The 20,028-nt window shown below is 59.2% G+C and carries 17 protein-coding genes; 13 read left to right on the top strand and 4 right to left on the bottom strand.

All coding sequences use genetic code 11. The features are described from left to right. The first annotated feature begins 137 nt into the window (after positions 1–137). The 12 genes from G5575_RS01455 to G5575_RS01400 all read left to right on the top strand — a co-directional run bounded on the left by G5575_RS01455 (position 138) and on the right by G5575_RS01400 (position 15,038). A complete protein-coding gene (locus tag G5575_RS01455) occupies positions 138–359 on the top strand; it encodes a hypothetical protein (protein ID WP_164532782.1) in 222 nt (73 codons plus the stop codon). Next, on the top strand, positions 340–2,358 hold the full coding sequence (locus tag G5575_RS01450) for an AAA family ATPase (RefSeq protein ID WP_164532781.1): 2,019 nt from the start codon (positions 340–342) through the stop codon (positions 2,356–2,358). Before G5575_RS01455 ends, G5575_RS01450 begins: the two co-directional genes overlap by 20 nt. Next, on the top strand, positions 2,358–3,845 hold the full coding sequence (locus tag G5575_RS01445) for an FtsK/SpoIIIE domain-containing protein (RefSeq protein WP_164532780.1): 1,488 nt from the start codon (positions 2,358–2,360) through the stop codon (positions 3,843–3,845). Before G5575_RS01450 ends, G5575_RS01445 begins: the two co-directional genes overlap by 1 nt. Further along, the gene (locus G5575_RS01440) at positions 3,838–4,995 is read left to right on the top strand and encodes an AAA family ATPase (RefSeq protein ID WP_164532779.1); all 1,158 of its coding nucleotides are present in this window, start codon (positions 3,838–3,840) and stop codon (positions 4,993–4,995) included. The genes G5575_RS01445 and G5575_RS01440 overlap by 8 nt, the downstream gene beginning before the upstream one ends. Continuing rightward, positions 4,995–5,882, top strand: a complete 888-nt coding sequence (locus tag G5575_RS01435) for a hypothetical protein (RefSeq protein ID WP_164532778.1) — start codon at positions 4,995–4,997, stop codon at positions 5,880–5,882. The genes G5575_RS01440 and G5575_RS01435 overlap by 1 nt, the downstream gene beginning before the upstream one ends. Before the next feature lie 424 nt (positions 5,883–6,306). Further along, positions 6,307–6,675 carry a hypothetical protein gene (locus tag G5575_RS01430; protein WP_164532777.1) on the top strand — a complete coding sequence of 123 codons (369 nt, stop codon included), beginning with the start codon at positions 6,307–6,309 and terminating at the stop codon, positions 6,673–6,675. Positions 6,676–6,855: 180 nt separating this feature from the next. Then, positions 6,856–7,308: a hypothetical protein gene (locus G5575_RS01425; protein ID WP_164532776.1), complete on the top strand. Its 453-nt coding sequence runs from the start codon at positions 6,856–6,858 to the stop codon at positions 7,306–7,308. 157 nt (positions 7,309–7,465) lie between these two features. Beyond that, positions 7,466–9,733, top strand: a complete 2,268-nt coding sequence (locus G5575_RS01420) for an NADP-dependent malic enzyme (RefSeq protein WP_164532775.1) — start codon at positions 7,466–7,468, stop codon at positions 9,731–9,733. Positions 9,734–10,462: 729 nt separating this feature from the next. Further along, positions 10,463–11,014, top strand: coding sequence for a hypothetical protein (locus G5575_RS01415; RefSeq protein ID WP_164532774.1), 552 nt, complete (start codon positions 10,463–10,465; stop codon positions 11,012–11,014). Between the two features lie 447 nt (positions 11,015–11,461). Further along, positions 11,462–11,791, top strand: coding sequence for a helix-turn-helix domain-containing protein (locus tag G5575_RS01410; protein ID WP_164532773.1), 330 nt, complete (start codon positions 11,462–11,464; stop codon positions 11,789–11,791). Between the two features lie 98 nt (positions 11,792–11,889). Continuing rightward, positions 11,890–13,845: a tyrosine-type recombinase/integrase gene (locus G5575_RS01405; protein WP_164532772.1), complete on the top strand. Its 1,956-nt coding sequence runs from the start codon at positions 11,890–11,892 to the stop codon at positions 13,843–13,845. Between the two features lie 281 nt (positions 13,846–14,126). Further along, entirely contained in the window at positions 14,127–15,038 is a 912-nt protein-coding gene (locus tag G5575_RS01400) for a GIY-YIG nuclease family protein (RefSeq protein WP_164532771.1), read from the top strand. 77 nt (positions 15,039–15,115) lie between these two features. Here G5575_RS01400 and G5575_RS01395 read toward each other — a convergent pair whose 3' ends face one another. Beyond that, a complete protein-coding gene (locus G5575_RS01395; protein ID WP_164532770.1) occupies positions 15,116–15,802 on the bottom strand; it encodes a hypothetical protein in 687 nt (228 codons plus the stop codon). 77 nt (positions 15,803–15,879) lie between these two features. Further along, positions 15,880–16,890: an HNH endonuclease domain-containing protein gene (locus G5575_RS21420; RefSeq protein WP_207632963.1), complete on the bottom strand. Its 1,011-nt coding sequence runs from the start codon at positions 16,888–16,890 to the stop codon at positions 15,880–15,882. 188 nt (positions 16,891–17,078) lie between these two features. Here G5575_RS21420 and G5575_RS01385 point away from each other — a divergent pair, with 188 nt between their 5' ends. Beyond that, a complete protein-coding gene (locus G5575_RS01385; protein ID WP_164532768.1) occupies positions 17,079–18,074 on the top strand; it encodes an endonuclease/exonuclease/phosphatase family protein in 996 nt (331 codons plus the stop codon). 19 nt (positions 18,075–18,093) lie between these two features. Here G5575_RS01385 and G5575_RS01380 read toward each other — a convergent pair whose 3' ends face one another. After that, a complete protein-coding gene (locus G5575_RS01380) occupies positions 18,094–19,161 on the bottom strand; it encodes a nucleotidyltransferase family protein (protein WP_328765800.1) in 1,068 nt (355 codons plus the stop codon). 121 nt (positions 19,162–19,282) lie between these two features. Further along, the gene (locus tag G5575_RS01375; RefSeq protein ID WP_164532767.1) at positions 19,283–20,002 is read right to left on the bottom strand and encodes a hypothetical protein; all 720 of its coding nucleotides are present in this window, start codon (positions 20,000–20,002) and stop codon (positions 19,283–19,285) included. Positions 20,003–20,028: the final 26 nt, after the last annotated feature.

The raw sequence follows: 20,028 nt of genomic DNA, 5'->3' as shown, positions 1-20,028 counted from the left end.
CGATCTGCCAAACTATTCTTGGTACGGGGCAGGGACTTCGCAGCCAAAACCTTCGCAATACCGGCTTGCTGCGCACAGCGCGAGCCGGTTAGGGATTGTTGCGAAATGCCATGCACGGCTGTCGGCCTGGGGGAACGATGAAAGACAAAGAAGGCAGGGCCGCTATCGTCGCTGAGGTCTGCGCGCAAGAGGGCGTCGACCCATCCTTCATAGAGGCCTTGCTCGATCTCGAGACCGAGCATGGCGACCTCCTCGCATGGGGTGCAAGACCTCATTTGAGGCGCGACGTATCACGGATCGTCGACCTCGCGTTGAAGAAGCATCGAGCGGAGGGCGCCGATGAAGCTTCTCAAAGTTAGGCTCGAGAACATCTTTGCATACAAGGATGCGACGTTCGACTTCTCGGCAACCACCCCCGACAAGAACATCGTCCTGATCTGGGGTCGCAACGGCATGGGGAAGACCAGCTTCCTCAACGCTATGAAGCTGTTGTTCACGGGGGCCGAGCAAACCGAATTCCGCATGGTCGGCGTCCCACCCGCACCGCTTTCCGGTCCGCAATACGTTCTCGGCGATGGTTCGCAGTGGACGGGATTGATCAATCGCGAAGCCAGGCGGCGCGCCTCCGCGCTTGGCGAGCCCGTGACTGCTCAAATCGTCGCCTCGTGGTTGGACAACGTGGGCGAGACAGTCACTGCCACACGATGGTGGACCGTGGAGGCCGAGGAATACACCACCGGGATCATCGTTGAGCGCGGCAGCGATCGGAAGACGGCGCAACCGGCTCAAGCGATCTTGGAAGACACCATTCCATCGCGCCTCGTGCGCTTTTTCTTCTTCGATGGCGAGGACATCAAGAGCTTGGCGGAGAGCTCGGGCTCTTACCAGGCAGACTTCAATCGTCTTCTGCAAATCACCTTTCTAGAGGACCTGGCTCGCGAACTGGTGGCACTCTCGGGCGATCGCAAGAGAAGCGGCCTGGAATCAAGTCTACGGAAAGCTCTGGACGAAGCGCAAGCGAGCCTTGCCAAAGCCAAGACCTTGCAGTTGGAGGCCCGGGAAGCCCTCGAGGAGATAGAGTCGCTTCTGAGCATCGACAGCGTCGAACTGCGACGCGTCCAGATCCGCCGGGCCAATCTGAGCTCGGGCGCGTCCGAAGCGCAACGCAAACTGCTCGAGGAGCAATTACGCTCCGAGAACAACAAGCTGAGCAAGCTTATAGACCAGATTGTACGCGAGCTGCCGAAGGACGTTCCGATCCTTGCCAATCTCGGTCTCGTGCAGAAGGCTCTGCAGGAGATCGTGGCTCGGATGTCGCACGCCGGCAGCACCGAGGCCAAGTTTGCCAACAACGTATCGAGCCGGTTGAAGGGTTGGATCGCCGAGGGTTGTCCGGCCTTGTCGGACAGCGAAGGCGCCAGGCTTTCCGATTTTCTTTCGGAGCGCATCAACGGCCTTCTGCGCGTTGAAAACGGCAGCGGACTGTTCGCTGCCGTCAGCCCCGCGGTGCTCGAGCGACTCGTTGGCCGCTTCGAGACCTGGGTAATCGCGGGTGGCGGCTTGCGATCAACTCGAGGTCGGGCGTTGATCGAAGCCTATCGTCTGGGAAACTCGGTACAGGAGATCAAGCGCAATCTGTTCAATCTCGAGGTGGGTGCAAATGGCAACGCCGAAGAGTTTCGTCAGGTGTCTAACAAGGTCGTGGAGCTGGAAGAAGGCATCGCCAAGCAGAACCAGCTGAAGGGGCAGTGGACGGTGCGAGCGGCCGAAGCCGTCGCGGACGAGCAGCGCTGGGCAGCGGAGGTCAAGCGCCTCGAGGAGTCTCAGGATCAGGTCTCGCAGGCGGCCAAGGACAGCCGCTTCGTCCTAAAGGCCGTGAAAGCGCTCAACGAGATCAGCGAGCGTATCAAGATCGTGACCAGGGCCGAACTGGAAACGATGCTGAACGACAGGTTCAAGCGCATCATCCAACATCCCCTGATCGACCGCATCGGCATCGATGAGGGCTACGTGCTGACGTTCTACGAGAAGAGCGGCAAGCCGATCGGCCGGACGAGCTTATCGAGTGGCATGAAGCAACTTGCCGCGACCGCCTTGCTATGGGCGATGAAGGACAGCGCGGACAGTGATGTTCCCGTCATCATCGATACGCCGCTCGGTCGTATCGACCGCGAAAACCAGGAGCATCTGCTTCGGGCCTACTACCCGGTCCTGTCCAAGCAGGTGATAATCCTGCCTACGAACGCCGAGATCGACGACCGCAAGCTGAAATTGCTGTCCCAAAAGGTTGCGACCCACTTCCGCATTCTCAATACCAGCGGTGACGCCGCCACTGTCGAAGAAGGATCGTTGGTCTGATGGTTGCGCGTGTTCAGCTTACCGAAAAGGACAAGAATATCCTCCAGCAGATCATGGAGGAAGGCTGGCAGCGTCCGGATTTGGACTACTGGACGATCGCCAGACTGGCTCTTGCCCGGTCGCTGCAGATGTCGAACGCGCCGGATCCGGAGGCCTATCCTGTGCTTCCCGTTCAGGAGAACGGCATTCAGATGCATCCTGAGCAGTTGATCGGCGAGACCAGACAAGGCGAGGACGATTACTCGGACGTCTATCGAGCCATGATTTCCGTTTACGAAGGGAAGGATCTTTTCGCCGATGAAGCGGCATTCCATGCAGCGCTTCAGCGGCACGTTCGTCGCGGAATCGCGACACTGGCTGCGGAATGGACGCCTGGGTCAGATTTCAACCGCTACTTGCTGCAGGACATGTTCACCGAGGGCCCCGAGAACGATGAACTCGCCGGCGAATTGGGGGATCAGGTAGCAGGAATCATGGCCGAAATGGGTGTCGACGGCCGTTTGATACAGACCGCGCAGGGGCCTAGATTGACCCGCTTCACCTTCCAGCTCACCGGGCTCGATGATCTGAGCAGGCTAAAGAGGGGTGAGGACAAACTCGCCTTCGGACTTGGCCTCGGGGATCGTGCTGCCACTGTCTCGAGTGCTGCCGTCGAGCGCCAGGTATGGGTTGATATCCCGCGTCCTGCCAGTCAGTGGCGAACGATTGATTGGGGCGACTTGGAGCCATCGCTGCGTTCCAAGGCAGCAGAGGGCATGAGTTTGCCCGTTTGCCTCGGAACCGACGTCCTGGGCGCGCCGATGCTCATCGATCTTGCAGTTGCTCCGCATCTTTTCCTTGGCGGAACCACCGGCAGTGGCAAGAGCATGACCCTCCACGGCATCCTGCTGTCATTGCTTTCCGGGCGAGATGTCCCGGACCTGTTGCTCGTCGATCCCAAGGCGGTCGAATTCGCTCCGTACAAGTCGCTCAAGAATCTTATCACTGGTGAGATCGTCACTTCGGTGGGCGATACTCTTGCTGCCTTGAACGATCTCATCAAAGAGATGAACCGACGCCAGGAGGAGTTCACCGAACTGGGCGTACGGGATCTTGCCGAGGCGCGCGAGGCAGGTTCTGACCTGAAGCGCATAGTGGCGGTGATCGACGAGCTTGGCGACTTGTTCATGCAGTCGGATGAGATCGAAGTGCCTTTGATCCGCTTGGCGTCCAAAGCTCGTTCCGCGGGCATCCATCTCGTGCTGGCCACGCAGCGACCGGAGGCGGCCACCTTCCCTGGAATGCTGCGTTCGAACGTTCCGAGCAGGGTGGCACTAACAGTTCAAAAGGGCTCCGAATCCCGGATCATCCTTGATGACGGCGGCGCAGAGAAGCTGCTCGGCAGGGGCGACATGCTCGTCAAGTTCAGCGGGCAAGCAGCGGTGCGGGCCCATGGTCCTAGAATTCAGTCCTCGGACATCAGTGGAGCGGTGGGTGACAATGCCTGACGTGATAATCGGCGAGTGGAAGCTGCTCAGGGTCACCCTCGAAGGATTGGGGCCTTTCCGCAATGGCAGGCAGATCTTCGACATCACGGGTGCCGATACCGATGACGTGGAGTCGGAGACCACCGACGCCGCGAGTATGTATATGATCCTGGCCGCGAACGGCTTCGGCAAGACGACGGTTCTCGAGGCGATTTACGGTTTGTACGGGCTTCTCAATTCCGTGCCTCATGGGAAATTTGCCGATGGGACGTTCAATGGCCGTGCCCAGATCGACGTGAAGGTGTCCTGGATACTGGAGGGCGTTTCCCAGACGATGGTTCTCTCCTTGTGGACTGGCACCGAACAGCCGGTTGATCCACTGTCGACCGTGGACCTTGAGAACCTGGCCGTCACGGACATGTGGGCAAAGCTCGGCCTCGACAGCAGCGGTGCGATCACCGCTGGCTCCAACGATTTCGGCAGACGTATCTTCCAAGCGCTCAAACAAGGGTTGGATGCGCCTCCCACCGAACTTTTCGGCCTATCGCAGAATTTGCCTTCGGTCCTGTATTTTCCGGCCGATCGCCGAGTGGTGGCGCCGACGCGTCATGAGGCCGTGACGAGACCCGCCAACTGGGGTTACCAGCCGGCGGTGCATCTGGGTTCCGACGGCCCGGACTGGGGCTCTTCCATCGACAACGTTCTCGTGTGGCTGGAGTGGTTGGCTACCGCGCCTGGAGCCGATCTGCGCGACCAACGCGTCAACGACCTCTTGGAGTTCGTCAACGAACTGATCTTCAAGGATGCATCCGACAAACGAATCGAGCGCCCTGATCGTGAAGAGCTTCGATCCTATGTCAGGACGAGGCATGGCCTTCATACGCTCAATGCCCTGAGCCATGGCGAGCGGGCCATGCTGCACATCCTGGCTCGAACGCTGACCCACATGACTTCGAACACCATCGTGCTGATCGATGAGATCGAAATCCATCTCCACACCAGATGGCTCAGCCGCATGTTCGAAGCACTCAAGGACCTGTTGCGATCCTACCCAGCCGTGACTCTCATCTTCACGACGCACCACCTGGCATTGATCGATCTCTACAGGTTCGAAGTCAAGGAACCGGGCCTCATCAAGGGTGGCTACCTGATCGACACGGATATCCTCTGATGCCAAGCCTCGGTCAAATCGGTGATACCACTGCGCTCAAGCATGCCTACATCCGCAAGGTCGTCGTGTATGTGGAGTCTCAAAGCGATGTGAAGCTTTTCCGCACGATCGTCGGAACCGGCTTTCAGCAATACATCGATTTCGAAGTGCCGCCGGATGGGGGCACGGGGTGTGGCCCGGTTAGGGCAGCCGTGGAGAAGTATCGACCCAAGAATCCTCAGGTGTTCGCACTTCTGGACGGCGAGGCCTCGGTGGACCAGGAGGACGGTTTCGCACGGTTCGTTGGCACCGATGCTGCGATCTTCTCCCTGCCACAATCCGAAGGCGTTCTCTATCTGGCGGATCATGAAGCGGAGAACATTCTTTTCCGCCAATCGGACATCGTCGCCTACATTGCGGATCAGACCAGGCTCGAAGAGTTGGGAATGCGCGATCCCGTGGAGATCCTCGATACGATATCGGCAATTGTCGACCGACAATTCGAGGGCGCGCTGTGCAAATACGCAAGCTACCTGCTCAAGGCCAAGAAGAAGATGGACGGAGTGCTCAGCGCCACGCACAAGAACAAGCTCGCGGACGACGAGCTTCTGGAGCTGTTGATCAAACGGGTCGAGAAGCAGAACTGCGATTGGGAAACGTTCAAGGCGGAATTGGATCAGGTCCGGAGCCACATCGTTCTGCACATTGAGTCCTTGGGGGAGGATGGAGAACTCACGACCGTGTGGCGCCTTGCCGATGGCAAGCTGGCATTCGACACCATGCGAGACGCATATAGCATACCGCCGACCTGCGAGGCTCCCCTGGCCCGAAAAATCGCCGATACGGAATACGCCGAACGATTTCGGCTAGACTTGTTCAGATTGACAGACATCGACATCGCTGCCTGACCACGCTGGCGATCATGACGCTGCAAGGCCCGGGCGAGGTTCGCGGATGTCGCAGCAGCATTCGTCACTGCTACAGAAGGTTGTGCCGCCGAGCACTCATGATCGGGCAGTCGGGTTGAGAGACATCGAGGTTTTCATGCTCGTCTCCATGCGAGGTCATCGCCGACGGGTCACCGAAGGTGACGGTTCGGATTTCCGATCCTTCCCGCGGTCTACTGTGGATGCCTGCAAAGATAGGCTCGGCTCCCCCGCGATTACCGTGGCACAATCGAATGGACCTATCGGTTCTTGATATGAATTCTTAGACCATCGCTCGCCTATTCTCAGGTACAGAGATTCTAGCCTGAGCTTTCGAACGGTCTCTTGGCCAAGCATTGGACGTGTGCCTCGGCTTATGTGCCAGGCCGAATGGATGGGCGGGTTCATGACAGACGAAGAAGTCGTTGAAGTCTACGAGAAGCTAGTGGCCATCATTCGGCACTATGGCTGGGATCAGTATTTTGAGCCGTTTCCACCAACGGATGCGCTCGAGCGGACCACCGTTTCCCGCGCACAGGTTCTGGAGCTCATCGACAGGCTTGGTCGGCTCGTCGATCTGGTCCCGCTTTTAGAAGAGGCCATCACTTCGACGGGCGATATCAAGTCGGTGGTTTTCGAGAGCGAAGCTAATGAAGACGCTGAGCCGGTTGCCGGACCCCGGGTCGAAAGAAACGCAAGAGCGGCGAACGCCCGCGTCGAGGGGATGAGGGGCGCCCTGGTGGAATTGAGGGCACAAGTTGAAACCGCAGGTTAGTGCGCTGCTGTCGCATGTGAACGCCGGTCTAGCTGGGCTGGCGACGCTCGGTTATGCCAGTGGCAGCGCAGTCGAAGACGTCTATGAAGCGTTCGTCTGGTGGCGCATGCTGGTCGTTGCGAATGGCCTCGGTTGGCAGATCCACTACATGCATCTTGAGAACGGCGCCTTGCGGTTCAGATGCGGGCCGGGGACATCTATAGCCCGGCCGGCTTCAGCCATGCGGTGCTCATCCACCAAAACCACCAACCACTCGAGGTGCATCTGGGCATTCGCGTTGCCGGCCGATCAGGCGTCGAGCACGAGATGGATGTCGTTGCTCTTGATGGGGCCGAAGCCATTGCTGCACGACGAGATAGGAGAGCACCGTCTTGGAGACACGTTCGCGTCCATGCGGAATGCAAGGTCTATGCAGACAAGCTGTCCCTGCCGCTTGGCCGGCAGATGTGGGGCCTGTCCGCGGACTGCCGACTTCGTTTAAAGGGCGGGTTGGTCAGCAATGCCGGCAGGACGGATTCAATCTCCAACCTCTTGGGCAAACATGGCACCTACTACCGTTCAGACGTGGAGCCCAACACGCCCGGGATGTTCGAACTTGATCGGGACCTGCGCGACCGCTTCGAACGCATTTGACAGATCGCGTCAGCAAGACCCTGAGCTGCACTGCGCCTATCAGCTGAAGTTGTTGCACGACGAAAGTCTAACTATCGAAGCAAGGTTCGATCTTTGAAGGCTCCATGGTGAGAGGACCAGCCACTTGAGGAGGTCCCATGCCAACCTGGAGGAACTGATGAGCAACGACAATTCGAGCCTGCGAGATGCTGCGCTCCATTTCCACGAGCATCCTCGCCCCGGCAAGCTCGAGATCGTTGCGACCAAGCCGCTGGCCAATACGCGCGACCTCTCGCTGGCCTATTCCCCTGGAGTCGCCATCCCCTGCGAGGAGATCGCCGCTGACCCGCAGGCGGCCTACAAATACACGTCCAAGGGTAACCTCGTCGCCGTGATTTCCAACGGCACCGCCGTACTGGGCCTGGGCAATATTGGCGCCTTGGCCTCCAAGCCCGTGATGGAAGGCAAGGCGGTGCTGTTCAAGAAGTTCGCCGGCATCGATTCCATCGACATCGAGGTCAACGAGCAGGATCCCAAGCGCTTCATCGAGATCGTCGCGCCGCTCGAGCCGAGCTTCGGCGGCGTCAACCTCGAGGACATCAAGGCGCCCGAGTGCTTCGAGATCGAGGAAGCGCTGCGCGAGCGCATGAACATCCCGGTGTTCCACGACGACCAGCACGGCACCGCCATCATCGTGGCCGCAGCCGTGATCAACGCCATGAAGCTGGTCGGCAAGGATATCGCTTCGGTCAAGATCGTGACTTCGGGGGCAGGGGCGGCCGCCATCGCCTGCATGAACATGCTGATCGCCGTCGGCGCTCGGCGGGAGAACATCTGGATCGCCGACAGCAAAGGTCTGGTCACCACGGCACGACACAACACGGTGGATCGCTGGCGTGGCGCCTTCGCGCAGGACACCGATGCGACCGAGCTGTCGGAGGTCATGGCCGGCGCCGATATCTATGTCGGGCTTTCCAAGGCCGGTGCGCTCAAGCCCGAGATGATGAAGGACATGGCGCCAAACCCATTGATCCTGGCCCTCTCCAACCCGATCCCCGAGATCATGCCCGAACTGGCGCGCGAAACGCGGCCCGATGCGCTGATCTGCACAGGCCGGTCGGACTATCCCAATCAGGTCAACAACGTCCTGTGCTTTCCCTTCCTGTTCCGCGGCGCGCTCGATTGCGGTGCAACGGTGATCAACGAGGCGATGAAGGCCGCCGCCGCCGAAGCCATCGCCCGGCTGGCGCACGAGCCAGGGCTCGAAGCCACCGCCCATGGCGTGCCCGCCATCTTCGGACGCGACTATCTCATCCCCAACCCCTTCGACCAGCGGTTGATCCTGCGCATCGCTCCGGCCGTCGCCAAGTCCGCGATGGACACCGGTGTCGCCCAGCGTCCCATCGCCGATTGGGCCGCCTATCGCGACCAGCTCAATCGTTTCGTGTTCCGCTCGGGTCTCGTGATGAAGCCGATGATCGAGCGGGCGCAGGGGCAGGGCAAGACCATCGCCTTCGTCGACGGCGAGGACGAGCGCGTGCTGCGCGCCACCCAGGTCATCCTCGAGGACGGCATCGGCCATCCGCTGCTCATCGGCCGGCCCTCGGTCATCTCGCAACGCCTCGAGCGCTTCGGCCTCACCATCCGCCCGGGCAAGGACTTCGCCGTCATCAACCCCGAGGACGATCCGCGCTATCGCGACTATGTCGCCGACTTCCATGAGCTGGTCGGCCGCAAGGGGGTCACCGCCGACACCGCCCGCACCATCGTGCGCACCAATACCACGGTGATCGGCGCCCTGGCCGTGCGCCGCGGCGAGGCCGATGCCTTGATCTGCGGCCTCCAGGGCCGCTTCATCAAGCATGCCCGCGACATTCAGAGCGTCATCGGGCTCAGCGATGAGGCATTGCAGCTCTCGGCATTGTCCATGCTGGTGATGAACCGGGGCGTGTTCTTCCTCGCCGACACCTATGTCAACATCGACCCCACCGCCGACGAGATCGTCGCCATCACCCTCCAGGCCCGCGACCACCTGCGCCGCTTCAATATCGAGGCGCGGGCAGCGCTACTGAGCTACTCCAACTTCGGCTCGCGCGATGGCGCGACCTCGATCAAGATGCGCCAGGTCTACGAGACGCTCAAGGAGGTGGCGCCGGACCTCGTGGTGGAAGGCGAGATGCAGGGCGACCTGGCGGTCAACGAGAGCCTTCGCGACCGGTACGTGTCGAGCTCGATGCTGAAGGGCGAAGCCAACCTCCTGATCTTCCCCAATCTCGAAGCGGCCAACCTTTCAATGACGCTGCTCAAGGAGCTCAACAACGCTCTTCCGGTCGGACCGATCCTAATGGGCACCCGGCAGCCGGCGCACATTCTTGCCCCGTCAGTAACCAGCCGTGGTGTTGTCAACATGGCCGCCATCGCGTCGAGCGAAGCGGTGGGTAATTAGGTACGTTCAAACCAGGTCGGGCAGGGAAAAGCCGCACTCACGTTTCTTCGTTCTCCTGCGAATCGTCGGCAGGTCAGGACATGGACCTTTGGTGGCTATCAGCAAATGTCGCACTTGAGTCATCTTTCTGAATCGCCTGCCAACGAAGGTGAACGCGAGGACCACGAGCAACCCATTCGACGATGCAGCGGATCGCCTGCGGCGATCCGACCTCGGTGAATCACCATACCGATGGATCATCGAGCACCAAGGGTCGGCTCGATCGCTCTGCTGCGAATCGGTGGGGGTGGTTGCAAGTGGTTCCTTGGAGGTTCGGCGCACCTTCCTCGCCCCTCGCCAGATGAAGTCTTCAACGGAGGCATCGTTGGGTCATCGTCCATGCAGGTGAACCCAATGGCGCGCTGCGGAGCAGCGAGTCCTCACAATTGTCCTCACAACGGGCAGATTTCCCAAGGATTCCGGGCGCCCACATATGTCCTTAAAGATTTTTTGCTGGATCGTATAGAATCCGATGAACTCACTAAGTCTTTGACCTAATGAGATAAATTCTTGACCAGCATTCCGGGGCTTCGGCTGCAACGGAACTGAAATGAGTGCTTCGGAACGATGAATCCGCACAAATGTCCTCACAGGGCCGGACGGCATCATGCCTGTAGAACGTAGGCGCCGAACCGCTCACCGAAGGATGGGAGTAAGGGCAACGGCTCTTAAGCGCACGGTCATCTGCTCATGGCATTCTGGGCTTTAACCGTACAGAGTTCGAGCGAATCCATGCAGCCACAGCGCCCACAGGAATCATTCTTCACCTTCCTTCCTAGGCGATTCGCGGAGATCGAATCGCGTCTAGAATCGCTGAGGCGAGAGATTCAAACGCTCGAAGCGGAGCACGCAGTGCTGCTTCCACATATGGAGTCGCTCAGGTCGTCCGTCGATGAAGAATGCGCTTCGAACTCGGCACCAGAATCGCTCGGTGAATCCGTACTGGCGGCTGCTTCGACGTCGATTGCCCAATCCCCTGAGCGGGTGAATATCACCGTAGCGACCGACAGCGCTGGGCCATCGGCAGCGATCTGGCAGCAGGTGCTGACGATACTCGATGCAGCCGAAGAGCCGATGACCACCGGCGAAATTATCGCTGCATTCGCCACGCGCTTCGATCGGGTTGTCCCACGAAGCAGCATCTCGCCGCAACTCAATCGTCTTCTGCGCGAAAAGGCCGTTCTGAAGACCGAGAAAGGCTGGATGTGGCTGAAGCCCAACCCGAACGCCGAAAAGACATAGGAACCTGGCGACCTCCGGTTGAGAGCAGTCGCGTTGCTTCCGATGCCACACGGGCCGTGGAACTGGGAGCCCGGGTGCCACACCATTCCTGGAACGTAGAATTGACTGGGGGCGACGAAACAGTGTTGGCACCCTGAAGGCGCCGCAGTTCGCACGATCTATTGCGCGGGTCGTTAACCATCGCAGCGACGTCAGTGCTCCGAGGTCTTGAACCCCGCTGCCCTCAACCTACTTCTGGCCACAGGCGTGGAATTAACGCCGGATGCTTGAATTCGCACCCCGCTCCCGCGTGGTGGCGCGCGCTTCTCAATTTTTAGCGTTCCACCATGGCCAGCATCCCCCACCATTCACCCGCACGATGCGGTTTCCGCTCATCACTGTCGCTGTCGGCCGAGTCTTCTCAGGCATGGGCCCGGGCGTTGTCTACCCGGTCGGGGGACAGAACCAATGGATAATCTCGAGCCATCGATGGACGATGTCGCGTTGGACAAGATCTTCGGCAAGCGCTTGTTGATCCCCATGGCTGAGGCGGCGCACGCACTGGCTATGGACGTCAGGACCCTGCGTGAGCACGCGCAACGAGGCGAGATCGTTTTCACCCAAGTTGGTCGAGGCTCCGACCGGATCAAGCGATGCTTCACCCGGTCGCAACTGCTTGCCTTCCTAGCGCAAGGCGAGAAGCAAGATCGCCCCGCACCTCTCTCGAAAGGTCAGGCCCTGGCCGTCGACGCCATCCTTCGAAAGCGCGGGGCTGGAAGCAGGGACTTCATTCGTTAACGGCCGTTAAGGTCGGAATAAAGCAAAGTTGGACCTTTTCTTAACGTCGATCAAAACTGGTGCGCGTCTTGTTGAGGGACGCAGTTCGGAGAGCACCCATGACCACTTATCTTCGTGGCAAGATCTACCACTACGAATTTCAAATCGATGGGCAAACTTTCCGTGGCACGACCCGCTGCAAGAACAAGCGCGACGCAGACGCTTTCGAAAAGCTCAGGCGTCAGGAAATCCTCGAGATCATAGACGCCCAGACTTCCCATCCTGAGGTCGTCACCTGGAAGTACGCCATCGACCGCTATTTGGCGGACAATCACCATATGCATAGTTCTCGCAAGGACGCCTGTCGACTGGTGCTTGGAGCTTTCGGCCCGGAAACACCGATCTCGGAAACGACCGACGAGGCGATTCATGCTATGGTGGAGGGCGAGCAGATCAAGCATTTTCTATCGACCTGGCGACTTCCCTGCACGGTGGAAGAGTTTCTCGTCGACATCGCGGACGAGCGGTGGCCAGTCCAGCCGGGCCAGAAGCTGTCCTTGCAGGAGAGGGTGGAAATCCGTAATGCGGCCGAGGCTGGGTCCGGCTCCGAGGCCTTGTATTATCGCAAGCACAAGGGCGAATGGACGCGCAGGTCATACGTGGACGACCCACGAGGTCCGCTCAGCAACATCACTCTTCGAAACAATATCATCCAGCCCATCATCGCGGTTCTTCGCTATGCCCGCGATGAATTGTATGTGGTGTTCCGCAAATTCCCAAACCCACGTCGGCACAAATACTCAATCATTTGGCGCCTGAAGACACTCTCTGAAGCCGATCAGCCCAAACTGTTCGACGCCATGGAGGAGGACCTGCGAGATATTTGCGAGTTTGCTCTCGCATCAATGATCCGCTCGAAAAATTTGATGGATTTGACCTGGGAACAGGTGGGCGAGGTCAGCAACTACATCCGATTGCTTCAGAAAGGCGATAAGCCATTCAATCGCTACATCAATGACACCATGCGACGCATCCTCGAGAAGCGGGCCGGCATCCATCCCGTCTTCGTGTTCACCCGTATGACCGAGTATGCTGACCGCGTGAACGAACTTGTGCCATGGACGGGTTGGATCAAGGCACGCAACTTCCGCCGGGCCATGGAAGCGGCGAATATGACCGACCTTCATTTTCATGATCTGCGCCGCACCGGTGCGACCAGGATGTTCGACGCCACCAATGACATCGAGGCAGTGCGGGCCGCGCTGGGTCACAGCCATTGCGGCGTCACTTGGCGGTACATCGGCCGTGATCCAAACGATGTCGAAACGGCCGAGATCAAGCGCGAGGCTCGTGATCAGGTAATGGCTATGATGGTGGAGGCGCAAGCTAATGGTGTAAGGCTCAACACCATTTCAGCCGCGGGCAAGAATGCGCTTATCGATCTTGCGGTGAAGGCGAGGGTCCTCAAGAGCTTTGGAGATGCGGACGCGCAAGCAGTGGAGTTTTTGAAGAACCTCCTTCTCGCGGAGAACAGACCGGATGCAGGCGGTCCCATCATCGACCTCATTCCAAATGCATCCGGGAGCGGCGGCCGTTCGGGCGCTCATACGACCAAAAACCCGGACGCATCCAAGGCCAAGGAGACGATGCCAGTTGAAAAGTTCCTTCCTACGTTCATCAAGCGCCTCGTCTTCCCCGGCCACCCCACCTACTACCTTTGGGCACCCTTCGACGGTGCGGAAGTCGTGCAGGCCTATACCGACGGGCCTGAATACACCCTGCACCTCGTCGTTCGCGCGGCGGGGTACCAGGCTCCGCCTGCACCCTTGGTGTCGCTTCACCAAGTCGACGATCTCGAGGAGTTGCTGTGCGTAGGACCAATCTGCGTGCAAGCAGGACAGCATGTCGCTCTTGTTCGCGATATCAAGGATCTCGAGGCCTATCGTGAGCGCCAACTCAGCTTCGACGATGAGCTTTTTGAATTCACCATGGACTTGGTGAATCATGAAAGCAGCAATGGGCGCCCGGGCACTGCGTTGATCAGCTACGACCAAACCGCGTCGCTTGCCGGCTGAGCCTCGGCATCACCGGCTTGTTGGCCGGACGGCAACCTGCTGCTGACTCCGGTGCCGGTTCGCTGTGCTCATCACCGCGAGATTGCGGCAGATGAGGGGTGGTGAACACTGACATCGGTGAAGACTATGGAAAAACGCCATAGGTGACACGGTCAGCAGACGGAAGAACAACGCGTGCCAGTCGCTTGCACGACGAAGAACCGTACCAATGATCGGAGCATCGTGTTGCTGGTTTCAACGCACACTATCCTGTCCACTGCTTCCACGCCCCGGAGTGGATCATGACCGCCTTGGGCACCACCGTTACCATACATTATCGCGACGCTGCGCTTGATGCCTTGAGAACTGCAGAGTCCCGGATTTCGCCATTGCGCGTGTATGCGGGCCCATGGAGCGATCTCCAGCGGCTCTTCGATGCCGGCCTTCCGCCAGCCCACGGCATATATTTGCTTACAGGGCCGGCATCTGGTCGGTTGGGCGTGCGCCCAGGAGAGGCAAGCGATCTGCGCCGTCGACTGCTGGAGCATGCGTCCGATCCAACAAAGGCGCATTATGCCGAGGTCTATGCCTTGAGCGCGGTGGACTCCAGGCTGACCAAGTCTGCATGTCGATACCTTGAGGCAAGGGTGCACGAGATCATTGGCGCACTGCCGGGCCGGACGCTTGAGGTCGACCGAATGCCCGTGGTTGGCGACTGCCCACCATTCGAGAGGGACGAGCTCGAAGCCCTACTGGCTCAAGCGCGCATGCTGCTGCATGCAGCGGGATGCCGCGCCCTAGATGCTTCATTCTTGCCATTCGAAACAGCAGTCACGGCAGCTATTGCCGACGAAGGCGTCGTGGAAGTGCGCGATGAGATATCAGGGCAGATCGAGGATGAGCACGAGCTGAGCTACGATGGCGTGTGGGCCCGAGGATACCCCACCGACGGTGGGTTCGTGGTCCGCGCTGGATCGGATGTGCGGATGCGTGAAGGGGCGGCACTACTAGCTGGAGTGAGCGGACGCCGGCGGCTTCTCGCTGACCGCGGCGTGCTTGGAGAGTTGCCAGGCGTCACGGACCGGTGGCGGCTGTTGGCCAACGTCTTCTGCTCGTCGAGTCTCTTGGCGGCAAAGATCGTGACTGGCGCTCATCTCAGCCGGGCGCCGTGGCAGCGCATTAACCCACGGGCGCGGCTGGTGGTCGCTCGATAGGCGAAGTTCCTGGTTCACAGTGCGCTTGAGGCTGGTCACGATTAGGTGTCGACGACACTGGAGCGAGTGGCCATGTCTCAAGCTGCGCGGGGCTTAACACCCGTTTCATGTCTCGCCCGGCCGTCAGCAGTCATCTCGATCTCATTGTCGCCGACAGTGATATAGCCCGCGGATTTTGCATGCCCGCGCGCAACGGATGCTTGTTGCCGGGTGAACCCCTGATCCTCCATCCGGTCATAGATCAGGGTTTGGTCCGTCATGCCGTGGTAGATCAAGGCAAGCAGCTCATCGACGGGTTTGCGCTTCTTTGGCGAAAGCATCTGTGCCAGTCGTGCCATTTGCTCTTCGGCGCTGGCTCTCGCGGCGAGTTCCTCCTGCAGACGGGCCACTTCGACCTCCGCTGCCTCGGCTCTGCTCAGAGCAGCGGTTTCGTTCTCTTCCGACGCGCGCAAAGCGTTCAGGAGACCGACCTGGATACTCAGAATGCTCTCGATACGCTGTTCGTAGCGCTGGCTCACCAGTTGTTCGGCTTCCTTCCAAAGCCTCTTGGCAATGGATTCGCTGCTCGCCCGAAGGAAGGCTTCGGCGGTATCCGGAAGTTCGACTTCCTCGCGCTCCCCAAGGATCGTCTGGACATGCTTCGCGATGGTGCTTTGGCTGCCCTCCGTAATCGCACGAATCTCTCGCAGAGTGGGAACTTGCCCTTGGCGCGCAAACTCTTCCCAGACTTCGCGCACAGCAGAGAGTGTTGCTTTTGGCCGCATGGTCAAACCCAGATAGTGGTACGATACGGTACGATACAGTCCTTACTTGATGGCCAACGCGGTTGGTTAAGTGCTCGTCACAATGGGTGCCATTGAGATGGGAAGCCCATGCGGGAGGCGATCGTCATCATCGCCGGCACTACGGACGAATATGCCTGCTGCAGGGCATCGGCGTCGCCCAATTGGCGTGGCGACAGGCGCAGATCCAAGCAGTACTGCTCGAGGAATGGCGACTTGTCGCGATTGGTGATGGCTCCGCGAAGGACCTGGGCATGGAACCTGGCGAGGGCATCGACATACCGAATGTCGGGAATGCGCGCACCTTTGGCAGAGTTCAAGGACCCGGCCACGGGCAGCAGGTTCCAGATCCTGTCATGCGCAACGAAGCTTCGCGGCAAGAAATGGTCCAGATGAAGTGGTCCTTGCACCAAGGCACCAGTGTAGGCGCAGTGAAGCTGTTCCGGTGGCACGCTCCGGAGAAAGAAGGAGCGCTGTTCGCTGAGCGATTTCCGAAGATCGATCGGCTCCAACTTCTGCATGCTGACGGGAACATTGGGATTGCGGTCCTGGACCCACATGCACCAGGCATGATCGACCCAGCCCTGCACCACGGGAAGATTGGCCGTCAAATAGGCTAACCAATCCGCGTCGAGCACGATCGCATTCGCCTGCCGTGCGTAGATTGGAGCAGAGGAAGCCCTTGTCCAAGGTTCGACGAGCGCCTCCACCACGTATCGAAGCGGCGTATTCTTCTTGCCCATCGCAAGATTTGCTCGCGCAGCAGCCAGCGCCTCCGGTCTGGACAGGCTGGCCCTGCCGGACGTGACGATGCCTTCGACCACGGAAGTGAGGATATCGTTGCCGGCTGCGTTGCCGATATTGAGGCGAGAAACCGCAATTGGCCACCACGCGCCGAGGATCATGTCGGCAAGCAGGTCCTCGAACGCAACGATGGGGGCTCGCGTCCTCCGGACAGAAGCTAGGATGGCTCGAAAGAAGAGGAATTTGTAAGATTGGGTGGTGCTGCGGAAGAGCCTCGCCAAGCGATCGACGTCGACCTTTTCGCTATGGGGCAGAGGTTCATGCACTCGAGACCCTCCTCGCCTTGCAGCATTCGTTGGCTTCCGCCGTCAGAAGGATTGTAATAATTCTTCTCAGTAAGCCAAGCAGGATCAAAGGCGTTCTGCATCGACGTTTGCCTGCAAGGATGACATCCTGCACGTGGCCATGGCGCCTCGCGCCGCGCTACCAGATTTTCAGATGAGTGGAGACTTCTATGATTTCTCGACTTGCACAGGCTGCCTTGCTTGCAGCATTCGTCGTACCCTCCGTGTCGGCCGAGGAGTTTCGGGTCGGCACCTTGAACATCACGAACCTTCACCACGAATCAGGCGTCCCCTTGAGGAGCGGCGCCACCCCGCGCGACGACGTGGATTATGAACGTTTGTCTGCTTATGCAGCTTCGCTTGACCTGGATGTGGTGGCTTTGCAGGAAATTGGCTCGCCCGCTGCCGCGGCACGCATCTTCCCAGCGGATCAGTACCACCTAATCTTCTCGACGGACTATGTCGTCGGTGCCGAGGCAGGGGCAGATCGCGACATCTACACGGCGTTCGCCGTGAGCAAAGCAGCCTTTCCGGTCGTCCCGCCATCGCGCACGTTGTCCGCGTTGCGCCTCCCCAACATCGAGATCAACGGTGACGGCCAAGCTCAGGACTTCTCGGTGCGCTCAGGCCTGGTGCTGGAGCTCTCGGCCGGGCCTAGACCGATCGAGCTGCTCAATGTGCATCTCAAGTCGGGATGCAACGCGAATTCGCTGGCCCCAGTCTTCGACACCCGCCAAGACGGTCGCGTGAACAACAATCGTTACGATTGTCGCACTCTGCTGGCGCAAACCGCCATACTCGAGAATTGGATCGAGCAGCGGCACGAGCTAGGTCATGCTGTGCTCGTCCTCGGGGACTTCAATAGGCAACTCAATCGACCAAACGGCGTCGACCACATGTGGCAGATGCTGGACGACGGCGGACCCGGTGACCTCGACCTCGTCAAAGCACCGGAGGGGCTGAACACTGTGTGCTGGCCCGAGCCGCATAAAGGCTTCTTCGCTGAGACGATAGACTTCTTGGTTTACGATGCGAGCCTTGCCAGTGCCGTGAGCGAGGTCGAAAAGGTGGGCATCCCTTTCGCGGACGATCCTCGATATGCAGGGCAAATGAATGCTCGCCTGAGCGATCATTGCCCTGTGGTCGCGAGTATCAAGCTACAGTAGAACAGTTTCCAAGTACGGCTCACCCGTACGTGTTACCGGACGGTTCCACCATCTGTCTGAATTCGTTGGCAAAGTCTGGATCACCTAACTGAGCGTCCACGAGTGATAAAGCTTCGTTGGCCAACTGGCGCCATCTGGGGCCTCGGTCGTTCAGCTCGGCCCACAGATCTTTCAACTCGTAGGGTCGCGTCGGCATTAGTGCGCGGATAAGCTCGACTGCTTGACGAAGATCCTTCTGAGCCTTCGTTTGGCTTTCCTTCGTTGCCAATCGCAAACGACTTACCATCAGCTTGTGAAGAGCATACCGTTCCGGGGCCGGAACGTTGATGGGGATGCCAGGGCCCCAAAGCGCGACCGAACGAACTTCCTGAAAGATCAGGAAGTCCAGGAAGCGCAATGGCTGCGCATCCGATCGAATGGATGGCAATGTCACCAGAGCATCGTCGTCGGGACCTCGGTTGGGCGTTAGAACATCCACGCGATATCCCGTGCCTACGGCATAATGGGAGTTCCGTCCTGGGCTGAACGTATCTGGCACTGGTCGGAACTCAGGATCGACCGTCTGCAGGATCTCGAGCAAGGGCACATCTACCTCGTCGTCGACGGCCACTGAGATCGTCTTGAATTGAGCCAAGTCCAAATCCTCCGTGATGGCATTGCTGGCTGCCAGCTTGGCACCAACAAGGCCCGCGTAGGTTTGATAAGCCGTAGTTCCAACCACAACGGCTCGCATCCTGAAGATGCCAGCATTTGCGAGGGCCTCCAAAATTCTGCCCGTGCGGGCATCCGGGCCCTTTATTCCGGTGCGCTCCAAAGCGGTGACGAGCTGCCTGCGCTGCTTGTAGTCGTCCCGTGCCGTTTCATGGTTCTTGATGAGGCGGCGGAGCTCTTCGCTATCTGGGCCGACATACTTGTCAGTCCTTTCACCGGCCTTCATGGCACTCCGAAAATACCAATATTCCCGTCCGTTCAGTGATCTCGTGATGAAGCGGCCAGCCACGTCGAATTCAGTTTGCAGTTGATGTGCGTGTGCCCTTTCGACGAGCTCGGCGAACAAAGTCTGAACCGGAAGTGCAATCCTCTCCACGATTACCCCCATTTTGAAATTTGAGTGTAAGGAAAACTATCCTATCGGCAGGCATGAGTCAAATTTTTACCCCCACGGTGGAATTTGGGGGTAATCGTGCCAACAGGGATGTTGGAGGTGTCTACAGGGAGCTGAGGATGCGCCTCAGCGCCGTAGGGGCGTTGCGCAAGGTTGTCTCCATGTCTACTGGCGCATCAGCAGCATCACAGAACTCACCGGTTGCAGTTGCGAGCTGAAAGCGTCCCATCGGGGTCTCTAGAACCAGGAGGTCACCTTTAGCAGCGTAGCTCAGGTAGTGCTGCGGGTTGACGGTCGACGAGGTGCACCAACGTGTTCCTTTGCCCCACCAAACAGCTGCTTGGCGGCCCTTCAACCTGATCAGGCGCCACACCCCATCGTCGTGCAGGAACTCGGTCTCGAGCATGGCGGATGCTTTTTCATGCCGACGCCGAGCACGAATGCCAGCTTCATCTAATTCCGTGGCCGCAGCCTTTAGATCCGATGCCGTCATGCAGGTATTGACGTCCCGGCACTCGCTCCGAAGCTGGTGCCGAACCGCTTCGAACTCAGCCAGCGCCTGGGCCAGATCGATGGGATGATCGCTGCCGACCGGTCCGCGCATACCGTGTAAGGGCCAGCTTCTCCGACGCCAGCGCGACAACCAGTCTGCGTAGCGACCTTGCGGCGTGGGATCACAGGCCAGAACCGTCTCGAAAATCTTCCTCTCGCGCTCGACTGCCAAGTATGGGTCGAGCCCTTCGAACCCTGCTCGTTCCCAGGCTTGCTGCAAATGCGCGATCATCACGGCGTCGTTCCGGCGAAGGCGGGGCGTTTTCGTCATTGCACGATCTTGCACCGAGTCGGTCG

It is taken from the genome of Devosia aurantiaca (genome assembly GCF_011058215.1).
GTDB lineage: Bacteria > Pseudomonadota > Alphaproteobacteria > Rhizobiales > Devosiaceae > Devosia > Devosia aurantiaca.
This window is presented reverse-complemented; position numbering and strand designations above follow the sequence as displayed.